The sequence below is a fragment of the Qipengyuania gaetbuli genome (assembly GCF_020524765.1).
Classification (GTDB): domain Bacteria; phylum Pseudomonadota; class Alphaproteobacteria; order Sphingomonadales; family Sphingomonadaceae; genus Qipengyuania; species Qipengyuania gaetbuli_A.
The window spans coordinates 1,028,746-1,050,611 of record NZ_JAIVLR010000001.1 but is presented as its reverse complement, the minus strand read 5'-3'; the positions used below and the strand labels follow the sequence as shown (position 1 = coordinate 1,050,611).

Sequence of the window (21,866 nt, the reverse complement as noted above, 5' to 3'; positions counted from 1 at the left end):
CTCCACCGATGCGGGAGGGCGCCCGACGAACGAATACTGGAAGGATCGCCGCCATGCTTATGCAGACCCACGAAGCGCGTCTCGATGCGCTGAGGACCGAACTCGAAAAGCGGGGCCTCCACGGTTTCGTCGTGCCGATTTCCGACGAGCACATGAGCGAATATGTCGGCTCCTATGCCCAGCGCCTGCACTGGCTGACCGGCTTCGGCGGCAGCGCGGGCAGCGCGGTCGTGCTGAAGGACCGGGCCGCCATGTTCACCGACGGTCGCTACACCGTACAGGTGCGCGAACAGGTCGACGGCAAGCTCTACGATTACGAGGACGTGCCTGCGACGAGCCCGGCCAGGTGGATCGCCGCCAACGCGCCGCAGGGCGCGAAGATCGGCTATGACGCATGGCTGCACGGCATCGGCTGGGCGGAAGAGGCTGAAAAGCTGTTCGCCAAGAAGGGCATCGAACTGGTCGCGGTCGACGGCAATCCGATCGACGCGGTCTGGGGCGACCGGCCCGAGCCGAGCAAGGCGGCTGCCGTCCCGCACGACGACCGCTTCGCCGGCCGCTCCAGCGCCGACAAGCGCGCCGAGATCGCCGACTGGCTGAAGCGCGAAGGATACGACGCGACCGTGATCAGCGCGCTCGATTCGGTGGCCTGGCTGCTCAACATGCGCGGCACCGACGTCGACAACACGCCGGTCGCGCTGTCCTATGTCCTGGCCCATGCCGACGGCACGGCCGAACTGTTCATCGCGCCGGACAAGGTAACGCCGGAACTCTCGCAGCACCTCGGCAATGCCGTGCGCATTCGCGACCGTGACCAGTTCGAGCCTGCGCTGGCAGAACTCGCGGGCAAGACCGTGGCGGTCGATCCCAAGCATGCCGTCGCCGGTATCTTCCACGCGCTCCAGGCGGGCGGGGCGAAAATCGTGCGCGACGATGATCCGACAGTCCTGCCCAAGGCGATCAAGAACGAGGCCGAACGTCAGGGCCACCGCGATGCGCAGGCGCGCGACGGCGCGGCCATGGTCAAGTACCTGCGCTGGATCGAAGAGAACGCGCCTTCGGGCGAAATCGACGAACTGGGTGCGGCGGCCAAGCTGCGCGAATTGCGCGGCCTCAGCCCCGACATGAAGGATACCAGCTTCGACACCATCAGTGCCGCCGCCGGACATGCCGCCCTGCCGCATTACAAGGTGGACGAGGACAGCAATATCCCGATCCCGCCGTCCAGCATCTACCTGTGCGATTCGGGCGGCCAGTATCCCGACGGCACGACCGACATCACCCGTACCGTGTGGGTCGGCCCGGGCGAGCCGACGGCGGAAATGATCGACCGCAACACCCGCGTGCTCAAGGGCCATATCGAACTCGATCTCGCCCGCTTCCCCGACGGAACGCCGGGCGGTGCGCTGGACGTGCTGGCGCGCATGCACTTGTGGCAGGCGGGCATGGATTACGGCCACGGCACCGGCCATGGCGTTGGCAGCTACCTGTCGGTCCATGAGGGCCCGCAGCGCATTTCCAAGCCGGGCGGCGCATTCCCCGGGACCGAGACCCCGCTGCGCGAAGGCATGATCCTGTCGAACGAGCCGGGCTACTACAAGCCGGGCGCCTACGGCATCCGTATCGAGAACCTCGTGCTGGTGGTCGATGCTCAGATCGAGGGTAGCGAAGGCAGGTACCTCACGTTCGAGACGCTGACCCACGTGCCGCTCGACCGCAGGCTGGTGGACAGGTCGCTGCTGACCGAGCGCGAGATCGCATGGTGGAACGCCTATCATGCCAAGACCCGCGACATTCTCGCGCCGCAGCTCGAAGGCGAGGACCTCGCCTGGCTCGAACGGGAATGCCGCCCCTTGTAGCACGTCAAATGTTCCCGTAATGTTCCGCCGGTCGCGAGTCGTTTTCGAAGGAGCAGGCTGATGATCGGTTACGTTACACTGGGAACCAATGACCTCGCGCGAGCGGCGAAGTTCTATGACGCCATCGCCGCCGAAATGGGCGTCGGGCGGATGATGGATTTCGACACCTTCATTGCCTGGGGCAAATGGGACGGCGGGGCCGGCATCGCTGCCACCAAGCCGTTCGACGGCGAAGCGGCCAGCGTCGGCAACGGCACGATGGTGGCGCTTGAAGCGAAGGACCGCGACCAGGTCCAGCGGCTCTACGACATCGCGCTCAGCCATGGCGGGTCCGACGAAGGCGCGCCCGGTCCGCGCGGCGAGCCGGACGAGAACGGCATGGTGTTTTACGCTGCCTATTTCCGCGATCCGGATGGCAACAAGCTCAACGCCTTCCTCATGGACAAGGTGGCCTGAGCCGGGCGGGATCTTGCGCCTGAGTGAACGCAGCGGCGCGGCTGCGACAAAGCGATACAATTCGTCCTGTTTGCGGCATAAAGCTGCGACATGGCGCGCCTAGACAAGGGGGCATGAGCTGCGGCGCTGTCCTACAGACCCTCCCCCCAGACCCCGGCGCGTCGCAGCTCTCCCGTTTTCAGGAGATTGAACCATGAAGAAGATCGCCCTTTCGCTTTCGGCAGCCGCCCTTGCCCTGACCGGCACCGCCGCGCTCGCCAACCATCACGGCCAGCGGCCCAATCCCGATGCCAATGGCGACGGCAATGTCACCCGCGCCGAAATGACCGCCCATGCCGACAAGGCCTTTGCTCGGATGGATGCCAATGGCGACGGCGCCATCAATGCGCAGGACCGTGCCGGACATCGCCAGGAAATGTTCGCCAAGGCGGATGCCAATGGCGATGGCGAACTCTCGCAGGCCGAACTCAAGGCCATGCATGAAGCGCGCAAGGAACGCCGCGAACAGCGCCGTGAAGCCCGCGCACCCCAGCGCGAAGCCCGCATGGCCGAACATTTTGCTCGCATGGACACCGACAAGTCGGGCGGCCTTTCGCAGGAAGAGCTGAAAGCCATGCACGAGGCCCGCGGCGAACGCGGCAAGGAAGCGCGCAAGGGTCGCCGCGGCGGACGTGGCGGCGACATGCAGATGCTGCGCACGGCCGATGCCAATGGCGACAAGAGTGTGACCCGCGCCGAATTCGATGCAGCCCTCAAGGCGCACTTCGCCAAGGCGGATGCGGACGGCAACGGTGTCATCACCGCCGAGGAACGCAAGGCCATGCACGAGGCGCGCAAGGAGCGCCGCATGGAACGCCGCGGCCAGTAAGGCGCTTGCTCCAACCTCTGCCCGCACGGTAGGCGCAGTGACGAGACATGACCGAAACTGCGCCCACCAAGCTCCTGCTCGTCGATGACGAGCGCACCCTGCGCGAACCCCTGGCCGAATATCTGACCGGCCAGGGGTTCGTGGTGCAGGAAGCCGAAAGCGCTGCTGCCGCGCGCAGCCTGCTGACGCGCGAGACGCCCGATCTTGTCCTGCTCGACATCATGATGCCGGGCGAGGACGGCTTGTCCCTGTGCCGCCACCTCGTCGAAAGTCGCGGCCTGCCGGTTATCCTGCTGACCGCCAAGGGCGAGGCGATGGACCGGATCATCGGTCTCGAAATCGGTGCCGACGACTATGTCACCAAGCCCTTCGAACCGCGCGAACTGGTCGCCCGCATCCGCTCGGTCCTGCGCCGCGCCGACCGCGCGCCCGACCAGGCCGACGAGGAAATGCTCTATTCCTTCGAGGGCTGGCAGCTCGATCCGCTGAAGCGCCGCCTGACCGATCCTGAAGGGACGCTGGTGCCCATCTCGACCGCCGAATTCCGCATGCTGCGCGCGTTCTGCGACCATCCCCGCCAGGTCCTCGACCGCGACCGCCTGCTCGACATGGTGCAGGGACGCGAGGCGCAATTGTTCGACCGCGCGGTCGACAACCAGGTCTCCCGCCTGCGCCGCAAGATCGAGGCGGACAGCCGCGACCCGCAGCTCATCCAGACCGTGCGCGGCGGCGGCTACCGGCTCGCGGCCGATGTCGTGCGCATTCCTGGCGGGAAGGGCTGATGCGCCTGATGCCGCGCAGCCTGCTGGGCCAGGTGATGCTGGCGCTCGCCGTTGCCCTGCTCGCCGCTCAGGCGATTTCGGCGACGCTGCTCTACCGGGCGTCCGAACAGCGCCGCGAACTTGCGCTGATGCATGCCGCCGCTTTCCAACTGCTAGCCGGATCGCAGCGTAGCGAAGGCGGGCGGGACTTTCGTGCCATTGATCGCGAGATGGCACGCCCTCTACGCCCCCGCGGCGACGGTCGCACACGCCTGCCGCGCCGCTTGCGCTACACCGAAAGCGCCGCCAGCCCCTTGAGGCCCGGCGAAACGCGCATGGCCGAACGCGAAGAAATACTGGCAGACCTGCTCGAGACACAGGGCATTCCGGTCGACCGGGTCGAGATGACCATCCGCCCGATGCGTGAAGACGAGCGGGTGCTTCAACTCATGCGCGAGCGGCCGCGCCTGCGCCGGCTGCAGGGCGACATGCCCTCGGACCTCCTGGTCGTCGGACTGCGCCAGCAGGGCAGCGACACATGGCAGGTCGCGCGCCTGCCTGTCCCGCAGCGCGACCGCGCCCCGGTCCGCACGCTGGTCATGCAGAGCATCATCATGTTCGTTTTGCTGGTTGGCATCCTTTATCTGGTGCTGCGCAGGATAACCCGCCCGCTCAATGCACTGGCCGAGCGCACAGCACGGTTCGGCACTTCGGGCGTGGCTGCGGAGGCGCTCGAACCGACGGGCCCGGATGACGTCAGCCGCCTGATCACCGCCCACAACGCGATGGAAGCGCGGATCGGCGCCATGCTCGATGAAAAGGACGTGATGCTGGGTGCCATAGGGCACGACCTCAAGACGCCGCTCGCCGCCTTGCGGGTGCGAGTCGAAGGAGTGGAGGATGCAACCGCGCGCGAACGCATGGCGGAAAGCATCGAGGACATTACCCGCACGCTCGACGACATCCTTTCGCTGGCGCGCGTCGGCAGGGCGAACGGGGACGCGGAGCGCACCGACCTTTCTGCGCTGGCCGCCTCCGTGGTCGAGGAATTCGAGGACATGGGCGAGCCGGTCACTCTGGTCGAGGGGGAGCGGCTGGTCGCTCCGGTCCATGTCACATGGCTCAAGCGGGGGCTCCGGAACCTCGTCACCAACGCGCTGCGCTATGCAGGATCCGCCCGCGTGGCAGTGCTGCGCGGCGAGGGCGGCATAGTTCTGTGCGTCGATGACGAAGGGCCGGGCATTCCGCCCGACCGCATTGCCGACATGCTCGAACCCTTCGCCCGCGGCGAGGCCAGTCGCAACCGCTCTACCGGAGGTGCCGGCCTCGGGCTCACGCTGGCGCGCGCGGTGGCCGAACAGCACGGAGGCACCCTGGTGCTGGCAAACCGCCCGGAAGGCGGATTGAGAGCGGAAATCCGCCTGCCGCCCTAGCGCATCAGCCCGCCGACGATATTGCGCACGAAGGCATTGAGGCCGGTGCGCACCGGGTCGGCGCTCGACTTCTTGCCCAGCACTGTCGCTACCGCGATCGAGGTGAGCGAGCCTGCCGCAGCAGTGGCAGCGGCCTTGCCGGCCTTGCCCCACATGGACGTCGTCTTGCGGCTGCGCTTGGCAACTTCCTCGCGGCCCTGCTCTTCGACTTCGGCGGCGGTGGCGGAGGCATCGGCGGCCTTTGCGGCCAGCACTTCCTCGGCGCTCTCGCGGTCGACCGCTTCGTCGTATTTCCCGTCGATGTCGCTCACCGAATTGATGATCGCCCGCTCCTTCTCGGTCACCGGGCCAAGGCGCGAATGGGGCGGCTTGATCAGCGTGCGCTGGACGATGGAAGGCGCGCCGTCCTCGTCGAGCGTGGACACCAGCGCCTCACCCACCTTCAGCTGGGTGATCGCCTCGGCGACATCGAGGTCGGGATTGATGCGGAAGGTTTCGGCGGCCGCCTTGATTGCCCGCTGGTCGCGCGGAGTGAAAGCGCGCAGCGCGTGCTGCACGCGATTGCCCAGCTGGCCGGCGATCTTCTCGGGAATGTCGATCGGGTTCTGGGTGACGAAATAGACACCCACGCCCTTGGACCGGATCAGGCGCACGACCTGTTCGACCTTGTCCTCCAGCGCTTCGGGTGCGCCGTCGAACAGCAGGTGCGCCTCGTCGAAGAAGAAGACCAGCTTGGGCTTCTCCGGATCGCCCACCTCGGGCAGGGTTTCGAACAATTCGGCCAGCAGCCACAGCAGGAAGGTCGCGTAGAGCTTGGGGCTGCGCATCAGCGTGTCGGCGGCGAGCACGTTGATGACGCCGCGCCCCTGGTCGTCGACCTTGAGGAAATCGTCGATCTCCAGCGCCGGCTCACCGAAGAAGCGGTCGGCCCCTTGCGATTCGAAGCTCAGCAGCTGCCGCTGGATCGCACCGACCGTGGCGCGTGCGACATTGCCGTACTTGCCCGACATCTCGCTCGCATTCTCGCTCGCGAAAGCCAGCATCGACTGCAGATCGCCGAGGTCGAGCAGCAGCAGGCCATTATCGTCGGCATAGCGGAAGATGATGTTGAGGACGCCTTCCTGCGTCTCGTTGAGGTCGAGCAGCCGGGCAAGCAGCAGCGGCCCCATCTCCGACACCGTGGTGCGGATCGGGAAGCCCTTCTCGCCGTAAAGGTCCCAGAAGACGGCGGCATTGTCGGCATAGGCATAGTCGTCCATGCCCAGTTCCTTCGCGCGGCCTTCCAGCTTGTCGGCGTGCTTGAACTGGGGCGAACCGGCCATGGAGATGCCGGAGAGGTCGCCCTTCACGTCGGCCACGAAGACCGGGACGCCGCGCGCGGAGAAGCTTTCCGCAAGACCTTGCAGCGTGACCGTTTTGCCGGTGCCCGTCGCACCCGCAATCAGGCCGTGGCGGTTGGCCTGCGCCAGCCGCAGGAACTGGTTCTCGCCATTTGCGCCCAGACCCAGGAAAATATCGTCCATCGACCCTCTGTCCCTCTCGTCAACTGTCGCCTTCGGTGTGGCGCAGGGGGAGCGGCAAGGTCAAGCAATCCCTCGACATGAGCGGCGGCTGCGGTAAAGGCTTGGCCCATGGCGGGCCGCGAACCTTTCGTACTTCTCGACGATGCACGCGATCATGGTGCAGCCGACGCGCTGCTCTATTCCGGACCGCGCCAGCTGTTCGTTGCCTCGCGCCCTGACGAGGTCGCCGGAGCGCTGGCAGCAGCCGATGCCGCACGCCGCGAAGGCGGGGAACTGGCCGGCTATATTGCCTACGAAGCGGGGCTTGCGCTGGAGGATCGGCTGGTGGGCCTTGCCGCGGAAAAGTCCGGCGGTGCGGGGCCGCTGGTCTGGCTCGGCCTGTTCGACGAGCCGGAGCGGATCCCGGCGGGGGAGGTGGAAGGTAGGCTGCAGCAAAGGGCGGAAGGGACCGGAAGCGTCGGTCCGCTCGAACCGCAGCTTTCGCCGGGCGGGTATGCCGCCGCCTTCGAGCGGCTGCAGGAAGCCATCCGCGCAGGCGATATCTACCAGGCGAACCTGACCTTCCCGCTGGGGGGCAATTTCACCGGCGATCCCATGGGGCTCTATGCCGCGCTGCGACCGGCGGCGCAGGCGGGCTATGGCGGCGTGATTTTCGACGGGTCGCATTGGCTGCTCAGCCTCAGCCCCGAACTCTTCGTCTCGCTGAAAGGGCGCGAAGCCAAGGCCAAGCCGATGAAGGGCACCCGTCCGCGCTCGGCAGACCCGGTGCAGGACGCCGCGCAGGCCGCGGAACTGGCGGCTTCCGTCAAGGACAAGGCCGAAAACCTGATGATCGTCGACCTGATGCGCAACGACCTCGCCCGCGTGGCCGAGGCCGGCAGCGTGCGGGTGGACGAACCCTTCGCCGTCGAAAGCTATCCGACGGTGCACCAGATGGTCAGCGTCGTGCGCGCCCGGCTGAACGAGGATGCCGGCGCCATCGACCTCGTGCGGGCGCTGTTCCCCTGCGGCTCAATCACCGGCGCACCCAAGATCCGCGCGATGGAGCTGATCCAAGAGGTCGAGCGCGATCCGCGCGGGCCCTATTGCGGGGCGATCGGACGGATCGGCGCAGACGGAGACGCGGCTTTCAACGTGGCCATCCGCACGCTGCGCCTGACCGAGATCGAGAACAGTCGCGGCAAGGCCGTGCTCGGCGTCGGCGGGGCAATCGTGGCCGACAGCGATGCGCGCAGCGAATGGCGCGAAGCCGTGCTCAAGGGAGCCTTCGCTCGCGCGTCCTCGCCTGCCCACAAGGCAGCCCAATTCGACCTGCTCGAAACCATGCGCTTCACTCCGGAAGAAGGCATCGCCTTTCTGGAAGAGCACCTGCTGCGCATGAAGAACAGCGCAGCAGAGCTCGGCTTTGCCTTCGATCGCCACGAAGCGCGCAACCAGCTCCATGCCCTGTGTTTCGTGGTCGAGAAGGCGAGCCGGATACGGCTGATGGCCGCCCGCTCGGGAGCCCTGTCGCTCGCGGTGGAGGATATGCCGCCGGCCTGGAGCGAACCTGCCGGGTGCGTGCTGCTGCCGCTGCCGGTCGATCCGGGCGACTGGCGCCTGCGGCACAAGACCAGCGACCGCGGCTTTTACGAGGACGCGCAGGGCGTGGCTCGTGCCAACGGGGCACAGGAAGCGATCTTCGTGCGCGAGGACGGGCTTGTGACCGAAGGCTGCGTCACCAATATCTTCGTCGAGCGCGATGGCGTATTGCTGACGCCGCGTGCCGAAAGCGGCCTGCTTCCGGGCATCCTTCGCCAACACCTGCTCGAAACGGGGGAGGCGAAGGAAGCCGACCTCACCATCGCCGACCTGGAAGCAGGGTTCTTCCTCGGCAATTCCCTGCGCGGCATGATGCGCGCACGACTGAAAGACTAGATGACCGACATTTCCATCCTGTTCGAAGACGGCGAAGCCCTTGTCATCGACAAGCCCGGCGGACTGCCGATCGAACGCCCGCGCAAGGGTGGCCGCAGCCTCGAGGACCATTTCGCGCAGCTGCGCCTCGGCTTCCAGCGCGACCCCGTGCCGGTCCACCGGATCGACACCGATACCAGCGGCTGCCTGCTGCTGGCCCGCAATCCCAAGGCGCTCAAACGCTTCGCCAAGGCCTTCGAGGACCGGCTGGTCGAGAAGCGCTATCTCGGCATCCTCGCGGGCGTGCCGTCGGACGCGGAAGGGACGATCGAACTGTCGCTGTCCAAGATCAGCAGCGCCGAAAAGGGCTGGCGGATGATCGCGGCGAAGAAGGGCAAGCCTTCGGTCACCCACTGGAAGCTGCTCGCCGAGAAGGATGGCCGCGCGCTGGTCGAGTTCCGCCCGGAGACGGGACGCACCCACCAGATCCGCATCCACTGTCAGGCCGGCCTCGGCCTGCCGCTGCTGGGCGATCCGGTCTATGGCGATGGCAAGGGCGCACCGCGCACCATGCTCCATGCCGCAGGGCTGGTCGTGCCGCGGGACAAGAAGGACCCCATCGAGGCGGCCGCGCCCTTGCCGCGCGATTTCGCCGCACTCGGATTTTCGGATGGGTAGGATCGTCGAGAAGGCGATGGAAATTGCCGAGGAGAAGTTCATCGCTTCTTCCGGCCCGGGCGGCCAGAACGTCAACAAGGTCGCCACGGCAGTGCAGCTGCGGGTCGACGTCTTCCAGCTGGGCCTGCCACCCGACGCCTTCGACCGGCTGAAGGAGCTAGCCGGCAGCCGGTTCACGCAGGATGGCGAGATCGTGCTGACCGCCAACGAGCACCGCACGCAGGAACGCAACCGCGAGGCGGCCCGCGCACGGCTGACCGCAATGCTCACCGAAGCGCTGACGCCGCCGCGCAAACGGGCCAAGAGCCGCGTCAACCGTGTCGGCAAGGTCAAGCGGCTGAAGGCGAAGAAAGCCCGCAGCGAGGTGAAGGCGAACAGGGGCAAGGTGCAGCTCTAGCGGCACGGCGCTGCACGCTTGACTTTCGCCCGTGAATCGCCCAATGGGCGCGCCGGACGGCGGTGCAGCTCGCGCCGCCCTTATTTTTTCGGCCCTGAAACGGCCCATCTTTAGATCTTTAGGAACACGCCATGGCGAAGCCCGCAACCGTCAAGATCAAGCTCGTCTCGACCGCCGACACGGGCTTCTATTACGTGACCAAGAAGAACCCCCGTAACCACACGGAAAAGTTCACCTTCCGCAAGTACGATCCCGTCGCGCGCAAGCACGTCGAGTTCAAGGAAGCCAAGATCAAGTAATCGGCCGCGGGCGGATGCCCGGGCTAGCTGAACGGCGGGAACGCATCGAGTTCAGTGACAGTTCAATGCTCCGACGCTAAATCCCGGAGCATGAACACCTTGACCATCTTCAAGACCAAGCCTTTCGCATCGGCCATCGCACTCGCGGTGGCCGCGGCGATTCCTGCATCCTTCGTCGCTGCGCCGACTCCTGTCGAAGCGGCCGCCGGCGATCTCGACCGTGCGGTCGAGGCCCTGCGCGGCATCAGCACGATGAAGGCCGATTTCGTCCAGACCGACCGCAATGGCCAGTCGGTCTCGGGCGTCATGACGCTGAAGCGCCCCGGCAAGATCCGCTTCGAATACGAAAAGTCGGTGCCCCTGCTCGTCGTCTCGAACGGCAAGTCGATGTACATGGTCGACTATGAGGTGAACCAGGTCCAGCGTTGGCCGATCAAGAATTCGCCGCTCGGCGCGCTGCTCGATCCCAGCCGCGACGTGAAGCAGTACGGCAAGCTGATCCCGACCGGCCACAGCGATGTCATCAGCATCGAGGTGCGCGATCCCAAGCGGCCCGAATTCGGCGCGATCACGCTGATTTTCTCCCGCGACGCAGCCTCGCCCGGCGGCCTCAGGCTGACCCATTGGGTAGCGCTCGATTCGCAGAATCATCGCACCACCGTGCGCCTGCGCAACCATCGCTACGGCGTGTCGGTAGCCGACAGCGCGTTCAGCTTCCGCGACCCGCGCAAATCGTCCCGTCGCCCGGGGTAAACGCTCTGGCGACGAACCGTTCGCCTGATGCGATTTTCCGCTGCGCAATGTTCATTGAGCAGCAAGCCGGGGGCGCCTATTTATGAGTCTACGAAGCGACGGAAGGCAATTTCCCCCCTGTTGATTGCCACCCCTCAAAATCGCTTCGTTCCAAGCGTGACGAACGCTCACAAGGAACCCTCGAGCCATTTGCCCCCGGCTCGAGGGTTTTTTGTTGTGCGCGGCAGGGTGGACCGGTCGCCTTTGCGGCCCTATCTCCGCCCGCATGGTCTCAGTCGCTTCCTGGAACATCAATTCCGTCCGCCTCCGCATGCCGATCGTCGAGCGCTTCCTTAAGGAACAGGCGCCCGACATCCTCTGCCTGCAGGAAATCAAGTGCCAGGAGCACCAGTTTCCTTTCGAAGCCTTCCGCGCGCTCGGTTACGAGCATTTCGCGATCCACGGGCAGAAGGGCTATCACGGTGTCGCCACGGTCGGCAAAGTGCCGTTCCGCGATTTTTCCAAGCACGATTGGCAGGACAATGGCGAGGCGCGCCATGTCGGCGTGGAGCTGACCGATTCGAAGCATCAGGGCATGATCGTCGAGAACGTCTACGTGCCTGCCGGCGGCGACGAGCCCGACCGCGAGATCAATCCCAAGTTCGGCCAGAAGCTCGACTTCCTCGAGCGCATGACCCGCTGGGCGGACAAGGTCGATCGCCCGACGCTGATCGTGGGCGATTTCAACATCGCCCCGCTCGAAAGCGACGTGTGGAACCACAAGCAGCTGCTCAAGGTGGTCAGCCACACGCCGATCGAGGTGGAGGCCCTGCAGCGCTTCATGGACGCGCACGGCTGGGCCGATATCGGGCGCGAGCACATTCCCGCCCCTGAACGCTATTACAGCTGGTGGAGCTACCGCGCGAAGGACTGGCAAGCGAACGATCGCGGCCGGCGGCTCGACCACATGTGGGCCAGTCCCGAGCTGGCGAAGCAGGCCACGGCCCATGCCGTGCACGAGGACGCGCGCGGCTGGGAAAAGCCATCGGACCACGTTCCGCTGGTGACGGAGTTCACGTTCTGAACGCAGCCTCGCCTTCCCGCCGCGCGGCGCAGGCGGTGGACGCGCTCCGCCACGGCTGGCCACTGGCGATCGCCGGGGCGCCGCTGCTCCAGCCTGTGGAGACGGCGTTTGGCGAAGTGTCGGGCGAGACCATGCTGATTTCCGCGAGCCGGGCGGCAACGCTGAAGCTGGCGAACCAGCGCGAAGCGGCAGTTCCGCGCCAGCCCGTGCTGCTGCGCGGGGCGGAAGGTTTCGACCTGTCGCACGCATTGGCGGTTGCGGACCCCGCGCTCGATCTCAATGCCCCGATGAAAGGCCCGTTCAAGGCCCTGCCGATTGCATGGGAAGAACAGGCCCGCGCGGCGCTCGAACTGGCGCGCATTGCCGGAATCCTGCCCGCCTTCCTGGTCGATCCGGTCGGGGCGGGAGAGCCGGTTGCGCTCGAAGCGGCCGACCTTGCGGAATTCTCGGACGCGCAGGCACTGCGGATCGCCTCGCGTGCGCACTTGCCGGTAGAGGCTGCTCCCGAAGCGAAGATCGTCGCATTCCGCAGTCCGGACGATACGCGCGAACACGTGGCGCTGGTCATCGGCAAGGAGCGGTCGGACCGTCCGCCGCTGGTGCGGCTGCATTCCGAATGCCTGACCGGTGACGTGCTCGGCAGCCTGAAATGCGACTGCGGCCCGCAGCTCGACGCCGCGCTCCACGCGATGGCCCATGAAGCGGGCGAGGGCGGCTGGGGAGTCCTTCTCTACATGCGCCAGGAAGGGCGCGGCATCGGGTTGATCAACAAGCTGCGCGCTTACCGCCTGCAGGACCAGGGCTTCGACACGGTCGACGCGAACACCCGGCTTGGCCTGCCCGACGAGGCGCGCGATTTTCCCACCGCTGCGCGCATGCTCGATCTGCTCGGCGTGCGCGATATCCGGCTGATGACGAACAATCCGGCCAAGGTCGATGCGCTCGCCGCTCACGGGGTCAGCATTGCCGAGCGTGTGCCCCACGCCCTGCCGGACAACCCGCACAACGCCCGCTACCTTGCGACCAAGCGCGACCGGGCGGGCCATTTGCTGCCGTGAGCGCGATCACCATCCGGCCGGAGCGCGCCGGTGACGAGGCGGTCATCCACGAACTCACCGAAGCTGCCTTTCGCGACATGCCGTTCAGCGAGGGAGATGAGCAGGAGCTGGTCGATGCGCTGCGGAATGATGGCGACCTGAGCCTGTCGCTGGTTGCCGAAGACGGAACGCGGATAGTCGGCCACATCGCTTTCTCGCCGGTCGCGATCTCCGACGGGACGCGAGACTGGTACGACCTCGGCCCGGTCAGCGTGTGGTCTGAACTTTACGGGCAGGGCATCGGTTCGGCGCTGGTCCGGCGCGGGATCGCGGACATGCGGGCCAAGGGGGCGAAAGGCATCGTCCTGCTTGGCAGTCCGGACTATTATGGCCGCTTCGGTTTCGAGCACGACCCGCAGCTGCGATATCCGGGGCCGCCGCCGGAATACTTCCAGCGTCTGGTACTGGATGGTCCCGCGCCGACCGGCGTCGTGCGCTACATGCCCGCTTTCGGCTAGAGGCGCCGGCCCAGCGCCTGTCCCATGCGGACGGCGTCGCCGGGCTCGAATTCCGCCAGCCATTCGACCTTGCCGGGTTCGAACAGCAGCACCACGGTCGAGCCGAGGATAAAGCGGCCCATTTCGTCTCCGGCGGCGAACGCAAGCTCGCCCGCTCCGAAATCGCGGCGCTTGAGCCGGGGCGAATGAGTTTCGTCCAGCCCCGACCAGACCGTCTCGATGCCTGCGACAATCATCGCGCCGACCATGACGCTTGCGAAGCTGCCGCCGGGCCCGTTGAACAGGCAGGCAAGCCGCTCGTTGCGGGCAAACAGGCCGTCGACATTCTCTGCCGTGACCTGGTTCACCGAAAACAGTTCACCGGGAACATAGGTTGCGGAGGCCAGCGTTCCGGCTGTGGGCATGTGCACGCGGTGATAGTCGCGCGGGCTGAGATAGATGGTGGCAAAGGCGCCACCTTCGAAGCGCGCTGCCGCCTCCGCATCGCCGCCGAGGAGCTGTGCTGCGGTAAAGTGCCTGCCCTTGGCCTGGAAGATGCGCCCCTCTTCCACGCGTCCGATCTGACTGATCGTGCCGTCGGCGGGAGACAGGACGAACTTTTCCGCATCCGCCAGCGGGCGGGCACCCGGCTTCAATTCGCGGGTGAAGAAGTCGTTGAAGCTGCGGTATTCATCGATGCCGCGCGCCGCCTCTCCCATGTCGACGTCATACGCGTCGATGAAGCGGCGGATCATCAGGTCTTTCAGCCAGGGCACTTCGCTCGAGGCGAGCGCCCCTGCCGAACGCGAGACCGCGTGATGCGGGAGGATATGCTGGAGCCAGATGAAGGGGGAGGACATGGAGGAGCGCCGTGAACGCAATCGCGCCTCAGCGCAACTGGCTGTCCTTGCTACCGCGACGGTTTATCGCCGAATGGCGGACCGAAGCATCGCGTGCCGACTGGCAAGCCACGCACGTCCGCACGCCCGGCAGGGCCTCGCGGCGTTTCTCCGGGATTTCCTCGCCGCATTCGTCGCAATATTCGGCGCTTTCCCCGCGCGGCATTCGCGCGCGCGCAGCGCTCACCGCGTCGCTCACCGTGTCGTCGATCTGGTCCTGAACCGCGCCGTCGCGCGCCCATCCGCCTGCCATTGTCCTAGCTCCTCGACCCAAGAACGGGTGTAGGGGCTTAGGCGTTCCTCAGCGGGTTTCGAACGGCTTGAGATTGGGGCCGAGCGCATTCCTGCCGATAGCCAGCCGGTCGCCCGTCCAGTCCGCCACGAATACGGGCTGACGAGTGATGCCGGGCGCAAGGCGGGCATCGTTGCCCTCGATCACGAGGCCGTCGGAGGAATATTTCGCGCCCTCTGCGCCGACGGCGATCAGAGTCGACCAGTTTTCCTTGTCCTTGCCCTGCACGAACCAGTTGCCGGTGATCGACCCCGCACCACCGGAAGGCAGGTCGATCATGTAATTGGTGACGCGACCGCCGGTATCGTCGAAGCTGTTGTCGGAAATAGTGTTCCGCGAGGCGCGCGACTTCACATAATGGCCGCCGCGCCCTTCCTCGAACCGGCTACGGGTGACGACCAGTTCGCCGTAGTCGCCGATGTAGATGGAGTGCGCACATCCACCGCGCCCTTCGCAGGTGCCGAGACGGGTGAAGGTCGACTTGTCGATGGTGATGCGGCTCTGCTTGCCGTTGACGGTCAGGATGCCTTGTTCGCTGTCGCGGAACCAGGTCTGGCTCACGTCCAGCGTGCCGTTTTCAAGCCGGATGCCTGCACCGTTCTTCTCGGGCACTCGCATGTTGGTGAAGGTGAGGCCCGTGATACGCGCCGCTTCACCGCGCAGGACCAGCGCGGCCTTGCCTTCGCAGATCGTGCCGTTGAGCACCGTCCGGCCGGGTTCCTGCGCGCGGTATTCGATGCGGCCAGCCCGCTGGACGGCGCATTGTTCGTGGATGCCGGCTCCGATGAGGACCGTGCCGCTGCCCTGGCCGATGGCATCGACTGCAGCTTGCAGGCTGGAGAAGCCCTGGCCTGTTCCCGCGATCGTAAAGCTTGAAGAAGCAGGCTGCGCCATGACCGCGGCAAGCGGGATCGCCGCGACCGCAAAGGCCGCGACGCCGCCGACGATCCAGCGCGGCAGGCGTTCGGCGGCAAGGGCGAAGGGCGAAACCATCGCTTTTGCATAGGGGATAATGGTTAACATCGCGGAAAGGGTGCTCTCCGCAGGCTTCGGGATCAATCCTTCTTGCCCCAGCGCCATTTCCATCCGCCGCGTGTCTTCGCCTTGGCAATGAATGTGAGAGCCACGGTCGCAATGAAGAAGATCGCGATACCGACAGGCGCTCCGAATTCAGCGTCCCATTCGATGAGCAGGCCCGCTGCAAGCATGATCGCGACATAGCCGACAAGCACGACCCAGCCCTGCCAGGCGACGGGAAGGCCCGAGCCATAACCATGGCTCTTCGCAGCGAACCAGGCTCCGTCGTCTTCGCTCATCATTCGCCTCCTTCGACGAAGCCGGCAATGGCATCGACCAGCCCTTGCGCGAGCGGCAGGGAAGGATCGCCATAGGCAGCTAGGTTTGCCGCGCGGTCGTCGCCCGGTACGTCCTTGAGCACGTGGTTCATATCGGGAAGCAGGGCATACCGCGCAGAGGGCTGCGATGTGCGGAACAGCTCTCCGTCGGTTTGCGGCACCTGGATATCCTTGCCGCCTTGGACGATGAGTATAGGCAAGCTGCTCTTCGCAGCCATGGCCGCCGGATCGTAGCGCATGGCATCGATCAGAAAGCCCTGCACCTGCGGCGCGAACAGTCCTTGCAGCGCGGGATGCATGCCCGACACGTCGACCCTTTCGCCGGCTTCCAGCGCATCGATCGCCGACAGCGCATCGGCAAGGATCGGAGCGTTGGCGGGATTGGCCGTCAGCTGTTCGCGCAGGAGAGTGCCGAAACTGCGGGCAGGTGCTGCGACCAGAACGACCCCGCAGATATTCTCGAGCCGCTCCTGCGCTGCGAGCGCGACCAGCCCGCCCTCGCTGTGGCCGAGCAGCCAGACGCATTCGCGCCCCGTGACCGCGCGGGCGAGCGTGGACCAGGCGAGCACATCGTCGACATAGTCGGAGATGGTGACCGCATTCGCATCGGCCACCGCCGCCTTGCTGGCAAACAGACCGCGCTTGTCGGCGCGCAGGGTGCCGATGCCGCGTTCGGCAAGACCCTCGGCCAGCAGCTTGTAGGGGGCCGCCGTCACGCCCATCGGGTTATTGCCGTCCCGGTCGGTCGGCCCCGATCCGGGGATGACCAACACCACCGGCTTGCCTTCGGCCGGAGCGACGAAGGTCCCGATGAGCGATCCTTCCGGCCCCGGCGCTTCGATCGCGACCTGTGCTGCAGCGGGCGCGGTGCCCGTTGCGAGCACGGCTGCTGCGATGGCTGTCTTCATGCTGACGGTCATTCCTGTTCCTCTCTTGCGGGACGTCCGCGCTGGGGCTGCGGACTGGCTTTCACCCTGATCCCGCGCTTTTCCAACGCTTCGCGCAGCAGCATCTCGATCTGCGCGTTGGCGCTCCTGAGCTCGTCCGCCGCCAGGCGCTCGATCGCGGCATGGACTGCCGGATCGAGACGCAAGGCGAAGGCTTTCTTTGCTGGTGCTCTGGCCACGAGGCCTCTCCGTCAGGCGCCGATCAGTAGATCGAGCCGGCGTTCACGACCGGATGGGCGTCCTTCTCGCCGCACAGCACGACGAGCAGGTTCGAGACCATGGCGGCCCGGCGTTCGTCGTCGAGGTGGACGATATCGTCCTGTGCCAGTTTGGTCAGCGCATCCTCGACCATGCCCACCGCGCCGAGCACGATCTTGGAACGTGCCGCGATCACCGCGTCGGCCTGCTGGCGCTTGAGCATCGCGCTGGCGATCTCGCTGGCATAGGCGAGGTGGGTAAGGCCCGCCTCGTCGACCACGACACCGGCGACCTTGAGCCGGTCGTTCAGCTCTTCCAGCAGCTCGCGGTTCACGGTTTCCGCGCCGCCGCGCAGCGTCACTTCCTCGCCTTCGAAATCGTCGTAGGGGTGGCGCGAACCGACCGTGCGGAGGCCCGCCTCGATCTGGATGTTCACGAACTCCTTGTAATCGTCGACGTCGAAGCTGGCCTGCGCGGTGTCGCGCACGCGCCAGACGACGTTGCAGGCGATCTCGATCGGGTTGCCGCGCAGGTCGTTGATCTTCACGCGTTCCGAATGGACGTTGTGCGCGCGGGCGGAAATCTTGTTGCGCCCCATCCACGGCCAGATCCAGCGCAGCCCCTCGGTCCGCTCCGATCCCTTGTATTCGCCGAACAGCGTGATCACCACGGCCTGGTTCGGCTGGATCATGAAGAAGCCGGCCGAAATGACCAGCACCGCCGTAACCGAGAACACCAGCGAGCCCACGAAGAGGATCTTCGCGCCCTTCGATGCTCCGCTTTCGGGCGCCATGCCCGGCAATACGAATGCCAGCAATGCAATCAGTGCAACCAGCACCAGCAGCATCACATAGCCGTTGTAACTCGTGGCCACGCTTTCGCGGCTCGTCTTCATCCCTGTTAGTTCGACGGACATCTCACACTCCTCCGATATAATTATGATATCATGATTATATCAAAAGATGTGGGTCGTCAATGATTCGCGATTTCCCTCAGGAATCGCTCGCCATAGGCATCGAGCTTCTTCGCGCCCACGCCGCCGAGCCGGCCGAGTTCGGCAAGGCTGGACGGGCGCGATGCCGCCATTTCGCGCAGGGTCGAATCGTGGAAGATCACATAGGGCGGGACCTGCGCTTCCTGCGCCAGTTCGCGGCGCAAATCGCGCAGCGCCTCGAACAGCGGGTCGCCCACGGGGTTCGCTGCCGCATCGCCCCGGCGCGAACGCGAACGGCGCGGCGGCACGACGATTTCCACCCCGCGTTCGCCCTTCAGGATCTCGCGCGCGGCACCGCCCAGCGCCAGCCCGCCGTGTTCGGTCGGGACGAGGTCGCCGCGAGCCTGCAGCGCGCGGCCGAGCGGCTGGAGCAGGCGCGCCTCCTCGCCCTCGACAATCCCGAAGACGCTCAGGCGGTCATGTCCGCGCTGCCGCACGCGCTCGTCTTCCGCGCCGACCAGCACCTTTTGGAGATGGCCCATGCCGAAGCTCTGCCCGGTGCGGTAGACCGCCGACAGCAGCTTGCGCGCCAGCTCGGTGGCATCGGTCACGGCAGGCGGGTCGATGCAATTGTCGCAATTGCCGCAAGTCTCCGGCGGATCTTCCCCGAAATGGCGCAGCAGCACGGCCCTGCGGCACTGCGGTGTTTCGACCAGTCCGGCCAGCGCGTCGAGCCTGGCGCGTTCGGCGTTGCGGCGGTCTTCGGCCACTTCGGCCAGCCGCTGGCGCGCCGTGGCGAAATCGCCCGCGCCCCAGAACATGGTCGCCAGCGAAGGATCGCCGTCGCGCCCCGCGCGGCCCGTTTCCTGGTAATAGCCCTCAATCGACTTGGGCACGCCGACATGGGCGACGAAGCGCACGTCGGGCTTGTCGATGCCCATGCCGAAGGCGATGGTCGCCACGATCACCATGTCCTCGCTGGCGACGAAGGCGGCCTGGTTCGCCGCGCGCGTCTCCGCCGGCAGGCCCGCGTGATAGGGCAGCACGCTGCGGCCTGTCGCGGCGGCCAGCTTTTCGGCAAGCTCCTCCACCTTGCGGCGCGTCTGCGCGTAGACGATGCCCGGACCCGGCTGGCTTGCCATGAGGTCGGCGATCTGGCGCACCGGGTTGTCGCGCGGGCGGATCGCATAACTGATGTTCGGCCGGTCGAACCCTGCCAGCACCAGCCCGTCATCGGGAATGCCGAGCTGCGCCATGACGTCGCGGCGAGTCTGGCTGTCCGCCGTGGCGGTCAGGGCCAGGCGCGCGACCTGCGGGAACTGGTCCATCAGCGGGCGCAGCATGCGGTAGTCGGGGCGGAAGTCGTGACCCCATTCCGAAACGCAATGCGCCTCGTCCACGGCAAACAGGGCGATCGGCGCCGCGGTCAGGAAGTCGCGGAAACCCTGCTGGCTCGCCCGTTCGGGCGCGACGTAGAGCAGGTCGAGCTCGCCCGCGCGGAAGGCGTCCTGCGTCTCGCGCCAGTCGGCATCGGCGCTGGTCAGCGTGGCGGCGCGGATGCCGTTGGCCCGTGCGCCGCGCAATTGGTCGTGCATGAGCGCGATCAGCGGGCTGATGACCACGCAGGTCCCTTCGAGCATGACTGCCGGAAGCTGGTAGGTGAGCGACTTGCCCGCGCCTGTCGGCATGACCGCCAGGGTGGACTGCCCATGCAGCACCCGCTCCACCACGTCTTCCTGCCGGCCGCGGAACCCGTCGAAGCCGAAAGTCGCGCGCAGGGCCGTGCGGGCGCGTTCGAGTTCGGAGGTCGCAAGCGGGGACATGCCACCCCTCTTGCGGCACGCTTCGCGCGGCGCAACCGGCGGAGATGCATTTTCCCCTTGGACCTTGGGCGCAGGGCATATTAACCACCCTCCGCCCGCGCCGACGTGCGCGTTCGATAGGAGATACAGATGAAGTTCCGCATTCTTGCCGCCGCCACCGCCTCGCTCGCCCTTGCCGCCTGCGGCAGCGCCGACGACGCATCGACGGAAGCCGAAGCCGACACCGTCGAAATCGCTGCCGACGAAGCGCTCGAAGAAGTGACGGAAGAGCCGGTCGCCGACGCATCGGCCAACGACGTTTCGGAAACCGCTGCCGCAGCGGAAGCCGCCGAAGCCGCCTCGATCGAGGAAGCCGGCGACAATGCCGCCGCCACTGCCGAAGCGGCGATGGATGCCATGGCCGAGGAAGGCCAGTAATGGACTGGCGGGCGGACCTGTTCGCAGGGCCCGCCCGCTCCCTTGCCGTAGGGGATTTTGCGCAGGCGCGGCGCGGCGATAGGTTCGCCGCCATGACCCGACTCGCGATCCCCTGCGCACCCGCCCTCCTGCTGCTTGCCGCCTGCGGCGATGCCGGTGACGAAGGGCCCGAGCCTGTCAGCGTCGAAGAGGCGCAGGCGCTCGAAGATGCCGCCAGCATGCTCGACGAGCAGCGGCTGGAAACCGAGGTCGCACCCGAGAAAAACGAAACAGAATTACCGGAAGAGGAGTGAGCCCCATGTCGACCGTCAACCCGGGCATGGATTCCGACGTTTTCGACCAGTTCCTCGACCAGCTTGAACGATATGTCCGCGAACGGCTGATCCCGGCCGAGGCGGAAGTGATCGAGACCGACAAGGTCCCCGACGATATCCTCGCCGAAATGAAGGAAATGGGCCTGTTCGGCCTGACCGTGCCCGAGGAATACGGCGGCGCAGGGCTGAACGTGACGCAATATGCGCGAGTGGTGCAGACCATGGCCTATGCCGCGCCGGCCTACCGCTCGATCTTCTCGATCAATGTCGGCATGTTCAATTCCGCGATCAAGAACGGCGGTACCGACGCACAGAAGGCCGAGTGGTGGCCGAAGATCGCCAGCGGCTCGATTGCCTGTTTCGGCCTGACCGAACCGGGCTCCGGCAGCGACAGCGCCGCGATGCAGACCTTCGCCAGGCCCGATCCGGACGGCAATGGCTGGATCCTCAACGGCACCAAGCGCTACATCACCAACGCCCCCCACGCCGACGTCGCGCTGATTATGGCGCGCACCGAGAAGGAGGCGCTGCCCAAGAACGCGCATGTGTCGGCCTTCATCGTGCCGATGGACACGCCGGGCATTTCGACCGGCAGCCCGGACAAGAAGATGGGCCAGTCGGGCAGCCATATCTCCGACGTCATGCTCGACGACGTGCACGTGCCGGGCGAGGCGCTGCTGGGCGGAGAGACGGGGCAGGGTTTCCGCTTTGCCATGATGAGCCTCGACAATGGCCGCATTTCCGTGGGCGCGGCCAGCACGGGCTATGCGCGCCGCGCGCTCGACAGCGCGATCCGCTATGCCAACGAGCGGCAGGCCTTCGGCGAACCGATTGCCAACTTCCAGCTGATCCAGCAGATGCTCGCGGAAAGCTGGACCGAAATCTACGCTGCCGAGGCGATGATGGCGGACGTGACCGCCCGCGTTGATCGCGGCGAGAACGCAATCAAGCAGGCCGCGGCCTTCAAGGTCTTCGCCAGCGAAATGTGCGGCCGCGTGGTCGACCGCGTTGTGCAGCTCTACGGCGGTGCGGGCTACCTTGCCGAATACGATGCAGAGCGGTTCTTCCGCGATGCGCGCATCTACCGCATCTACGAGGGCACGACGCAGATCCTCCAGCTGCAGATCGCCAAGCACATGCTGCGCGATTACGCTGCGGGCCTGTAAG

The 21,866-nt window shown here is 66.2% G+C and carries 25 protein-coding genes; 16 read left to right on the top strand and 9 right to left on the bottom strand.

Annotated elements, in window-relative coordinates:
* The first annotated feature begins 53 nt into the window (after positions 1-53).
* The 5 genes from LC083_RS05370 (at position 54) to LC083_RS05350 (ending at position 5,377) form a co-directional block, all read left to right on the top strand.
* Positions 54-1,859, top strand: coding sequence for an aminopeptidase P family protein (locus tag LC083_RS05370; protein WP_226699503.1), 1,806 nt, complete (start codon positions 54-56; stop codon positions 1,857-1,859).
* Between the two features lie 60 nt (positions 1,860-1,919).
* On the top strand, positions 1,920-2,315 hold the full coding sequence (locus LC083_RS05365) for a VOC family protein (protein WP_222555226.1): 396 nt from the start codon (positions 1,920-1,922) through the stop codon (positions 2,313-2,315).
* A gap of 193 nt (positions 2,316-2,508) precedes the next feature.
* Positions 2,509-3,183: a hypothetical protein gene (locus tag LC083_RS05360; RefSeq protein ID WP_226699502.1), complete on the top strand. Its 675-nt coding sequence runs from the start codon at positions 2,509-2,511 to the stop codon at positions 3,181-3,183.
* Positions 3,184-3,230: 47 nt separating this feature from the next.
* Complete coding sequence (locus LC083_RS05355) at positions 3,231-3,965, top strand: response regulator (protein WP_226699501.1); 735 nt, start codon at positions 3,231-3,233, stop codon at positions 3,963-3,965.
* Complete coding sequence (locus LC083_RS05350) at positions 3,965-5,377, top strand: sensor histidine kinase (RefSeq protein ID WP_226699500.1); 1,413 nt, start codon at positions 3,965-3,967, stop codon at positions 5,375-5,377. Before LC083_RS05355 ends, LC083_RS05350 begins: the two co-directional genes overlap by 1 nt.
* Here the strand turns inward: LC083_RS05350 and LC083_RS05345 are convergent.
* Positions 5,374-6,900, bottom strand: a complete 1,527-nt coding sequence (locus LC083_RS05345) for a helicase HerA-like domain-containing protein (protein ID WP_226699499.1) — start codon at positions 6,898-6,900, stop codon at positions 5,374-5,376. The two genes, LC083_RS05350 and LC083_RS05345, sit on opposite strands and share 4 nt — an antisense overlap.
* Before the next feature lie 108 nt (positions 6,901-7,008).
* Here LC083_RS05345 and pabB point away from each other — a divergent pair, with 108 nt between their 5' ends.
* The 8 genes from pabB (at position 7,009) to LC083_RS05305 (ending at position 13,541) form a co-directional block, all read left to right on the top strand.
* Positions 7,009-8,817 carry an aminodeoxychorismate synthase component I gene (pabB, locus tag LC083_RS05340; protein ID WP_226699498.1) on the top strand — a complete coding sequence of 603 codons (1,809 nt, stop codon included), beginning with the start codon at positions 7,009-7,011 and terminating at the stop codon, positions 8,815-8,817.
* Entirely contained in the window at positions 8,818-9,474 is a 657-nt protein-coding gene (locus LC083_RS05335) for an RluA family pseudouridine synthase (RefSeq protein WP_226699497.1), read from the top strand. It abuts the gene before it with no gap.
* Positions 9,467-9,871 carry an alternative ribosome rescue aminoacyl-tRNA hydrolase ArfB gene (gene arfB, locus LC083_RS05330; protein ID WP_226699496.1) on the top strand — a complete coding sequence of 135 codons (405 nt, stop codon included), beginning with the start codon at positions 9,467-9,469 and terminating at the stop codon, positions 9,869-9,871. The genes LC083_RS05335 and arfB overlap by 8 nt, the downstream gene beginning before the upstream one ends.
* A 131-nt stretch (positions 9,872-10,002) precedes the next feature.
* Positions 10,003-10,170: a 50S ribosomal protein L33 gene (gene rpmG / locus LC083_RS05325; protein WP_050601641.1), complete on the top strand. Its 168-nt coding sequence runs from the start codon at positions 10,003-10,005 to the stop codon at positions 10,168-10,170.
* A 90-nt stretch (positions 10,171-10,260) separates the two neighbouring features.
* A complete protein-coding gene (locus tag LC083_RS05320; protein WP_226699495.1) occupies positions 10,261-10,923 on the top strand; it encodes a LolA family protein in 663 nt (220 codons plus the stop codon).
* A 265-nt stretch (positions 10,924-11,188) separates the two neighbouring features.
* Complete coding sequence (gene xth, locus LC083_RS05315; protein WP_226699494.1) at positions 11,189-11,986, top strand: exodeoxyribonuclease III; 798 nt, start codon at positions 11,189-11,191, stop codon at positions 11,984-11,986.
* A gap of 35 nt (positions 11,987-12,021) precedes the next feature.
* The gene (gene ribA / locus LC083_RS05310; RefSeq protein ID WP_226699493.1) at positions 12,022-13,044 is read left to right on the top strand and encodes a GTP cyclohydrolase II; all 1,023 of its coding nucleotides are present in this window, start codon (positions 12,022-12,024) and stop codon (positions 13,042-13,044) included.
* The gene (locus LC083_RS05305) at positions 13,041-13,541 is read left to right on the top strand and encodes a GNAT family N-acetyltransferase (RefSeq protein ID WP_226699492.1); all 501 of its coding nucleotides are present in this window, start codon (positions 13,041-13,043) and stop codon (positions 13,539-13,541) included. Before ribA ends, LC083_RS05305 begins: the two co-directional genes overlap by 4 nt.
* On the opposite strand, the gene asd is transcribed toward LC083_RS05305, so the two are convergent.
* Genes asd through recQ form a run of 8 tightly spaced genes read right to left on the bottom strand, consistent with a single transcriptional unit; the run spans position 13,538 to position 19,968 of the window.
* A complete protein-coding gene (asd, locus tag LC083_RS05300; RefSeq protein ID WP_226699491.1) occupies positions 13,538-14,380 on the bottom strand; it encodes an archaetidylserine decarboxylase in 843 nt (280 codons plus the stop codon). The two genes, LC083_RS05305 and asd, sit on opposite strands and share 4 nt — an antisense overlap.
* A gap of 28 nt (positions 14,381-14,408) precedes the next feature.
* Entirely contained in the window at positions 14,409-14,672 is a 264-nt protein-coding gene (locus tag LC083_RS05295; protein WP_226699490.1) for a DksA/TraR family C4-type zinc finger protein, read from the bottom strand.
* Between the two features lie 48 nt (positions 14,673-14,720).
* Positions 14,721-15,734 (bottom strand): right-handed parallel beta-helix repeat-containing protein, encoded by a 1,014-nt coding sequence (locus LC083_RS05290; protein ID WP_319003415.1) that lies wholly within the window; start codon positions 15,732-15,734, stop codon positions 14,721-14,723.
* Between the two features lie 32 nt (positions 15,735-15,766).
* A complete protein-coding gene (locus LC083_RS05285; protein WP_226699489.1) occupies positions 15,767-16,027 on the bottom strand; it encodes a hypothetical protein in 261 nt (86 codons plus the stop codon).
* The gene (locus tag LC083_RS05280) at positions 16,027-16,974 is read right to left on the bottom strand and encodes an alpha/beta hydrolase (protein WP_226699488.1); all 948 of its coding nucleotides are present in this window, start codon (positions 16,972-16,974) and stop codon (positions 16,027-16,029) included. Before LC083_RS05280 ends, LC083_RS05285 begins: the two co-directional genes overlap by 1 nt.
* A gap of 8 nt (positions 16,975-16,982) precedes the next feature.
* Positions 16,983-17,192, bottom strand: a complete 210-nt coding sequence (locus LC083_RS05275) for a toxin-antitoxin system HicB family antitoxin (RefSeq protein WP_226699487.1) — start codon at positions 17,190-17,192, stop codon at positions 16,983-16,985.
* Positions 17,193-17,215: 23 nt separating this feature from the next.
* Positions 17,216-18,127, bottom strand: coding sequence for an SPFH domain-containing protein (locus LC083_RS05270; protein WP_226699486.1), 912 nt, complete (start codon positions 18,125-18,127; stop codon positions 17,216-17,218).
* Between the two features lie 56 nt (positions 18,128-18,183).
* The gene (gene recQ / locus LC083_RS05265) at positions 18,184-19,968 is read right to left on the bottom strand and encodes a DNA helicase RecQ (protein ID WP_226699485.1); all 1,785 of its coding nucleotides are present in this window, start codon (positions 19,966-19,968) and stop codon (positions 18,184-18,186) included.
* A gap of 129 nt (positions 19,969-20,097) precedes the next feature.
* Between recQ and LC083_RS05260 the strand changes: the two genes are divergently transcribed.
* The 3 genes from LC083_RS05260 to LC083_RS05250 all read left to right on the top strand — a co-directional run bounded on the left by LC083_RS05260 (position 20,098) and on the right by LC083_RS05250 (position 21,865).
* Complete coding sequence (locus LC083_RS05260) at positions 20,098-20,385, top strand: hypothetical protein (protein ID WP_160608359.1); 288 nt, start codon at positions 20,098-20,100, stop codon at positions 20,383-20,385.
* 92 nt (positions 20,386-20,477) lie between these two features.
* Positions 20,478-20,678 carry a hypothetical protein gene (locus tag LC083_RS05255; protein WP_224831340.1) on the top strand — a complete coding sequence of 67 codons (201 nt, stop codon included), beginning with the start codon at positions 20,478-20,480 and terminating at the stop codon, positions 20,676-20,678.
* A gap of 5 nt (positions 20,679-20,683) precedes the next feature.
* Positions 20,684-21,865 (top strand): acyl-CoA dehydrogenase family protein, encoded by a 1,182-nt coding sequence (locus LC083_RS05250; RefSeq protein WP_226699484.1) that lies wholly within the window; start codon positions 20,684-20,686, stop codon positions 21,863-21,865.
* The last annotated feature ends 1 nt before the right edge of the window (position 21,866 follow it).

Coding starts and splice junctions, on each gene's coding strand:
- LC083_RS05370 (WP_226699503.1), top strand. CDS start 54: ATGCTTATGCAGACCCACGAAGCGCGTCTCGATGCGCTGAGGACCGAA.
- LC083_RS05365 (WP_222555226.1), top strand. CDS start 1,920: ATGATCGGTTACGTTACACTGGGAACCAATGACCTCGCGCGAGCGGCG.
- LC083_RS05360 (WP_226699502.1), top strand. CDS start 2,509: ATGAAGAAGATCGCCCTTTCGCTTTCGGCAGCCGCCCTTGCCCTGACC.
- LC083_RS05355 (WP_226699501.1), top strand. CDS start 3,231: ATGACCGAAACTGCGCCCACCAAGCTCCTGCTCGTCGATGACGAGCGC.
- LC083_RS05350 (WP_226699500.1), top strand. CDS start 3,965: ATGCGCCTGATGCCGCGCAGCCTGCTGGGCCAGGTGATGCTGGCGCTC.
- LC083_RS05345 (WP_226699499.1), bottom strand. CDS start 6,900: ATGGACGATATTTTCCTGGGTCTGGGCGCAAATGGCGAGAACCAGTTC.
- pabB (WP_226699498.1), top strand. CDS start 7,009: ATGGCGGGCCGCGAACCTTTCGTACTTCTCGACGATGCACGCGATCAT.
- LC083_RS05335 (WP_226699497.1), top strand. CDS start 8,818: ATGACCGACATTTCCATCCTGTTCGAAGACGGCGAAGCCCTTGTCATC.
- arfB (WP_226699496.1), top strand. CDS start 9,467: ATGGGTAGGATCGTCGAGAAGGCGATGGAAATTGCCGAGGAGAAGTTC.
- rpmG (WP_050601641.1), top strand. CDS start 10,003: ATGGCGAAGCCCGCAACCGTCAAGATCAAGCTCGTCTCGACCGCCGAC.
- LC083_RS05320 (WP_226699495.1), top strand. CDS start 10,261: ATGAACACCTTGACCATCTTCAAGACCAAGCCTTTCGCATCGGCCATC.
- xth (WP_226699494.1), top strand. CDS start 11,189: ATGGTCTCAGTCGCTTCCTGGAACATCAATTCCGTCCGCCTCCGCATG.
- asd (WP_226699491.1), bottom strand. CDS start 14,380: ATGTCCTCCCCCTTCATCTGGCTCCAGCATATCCTCCCGCATCACGCG.
- LC083_RS05295 (WP_226699490.1), bottom strand. CDS start 14,672: ATGGCAGGCGGATGGGCGCGCGACGGCGCGGTTCAGGACCAGATCGAC.
- LC083_RS05290 (WP_319003415.1), bottom strand. CDS start 15,734: ATGTTAACCATTATCCCCTATGCAAAAGCGATGGTTTCGCCCTTCGCC.
- LC083_RS05285 (WP_226699489.1), bottom strand. CDS start 16,027: ATGAGCGAAGACGACGGAGCCTGGTTCGCTGCGAAGAGCCATGGTTAT.
- LC083_RS05280 (WP_226699488.1), bottom strand. CDS start 16,974: ATGAAGACAGCCATCGCAGCAGCCGTGCTCGCAACGGGCACCGCGCCC.
- LC083_RS05270 (WP_226699486.1), bottom strand. CDS start 18,127: ATGTCCGTCGAACTAACAGGGATGAAGACGAGCCGCGAAAGCGTGGCC.
- recQ (WP_226699485.1), bottom strand. CDS start 19,968: ATGTCCCCGCTTGCGACCTCCGAACTCGAACGCGCCCGCACGGCCCTG.
- LC083_RS05260 (WP_160608359.1), top strand. CDS start 20,098: ATGAAGTTCCGCATTCTTGCCGCCGCCACCGCCTCGCTCGCCCTTGCC.
- LC083_RS05255 (WP_224831340.1), top strand. CDS start 20,478: ATGACCCGACTCGCGATCCCCTGCGCACCCGCCCTCCTGCTGCTTGCC.
- LC083_RS05250 (WP_226699484.1), top strand. CDS start 20,684: ATGTCGACCGTCAACCCGGGCATGGATTCCGACGTTTTCGACCAGTTC.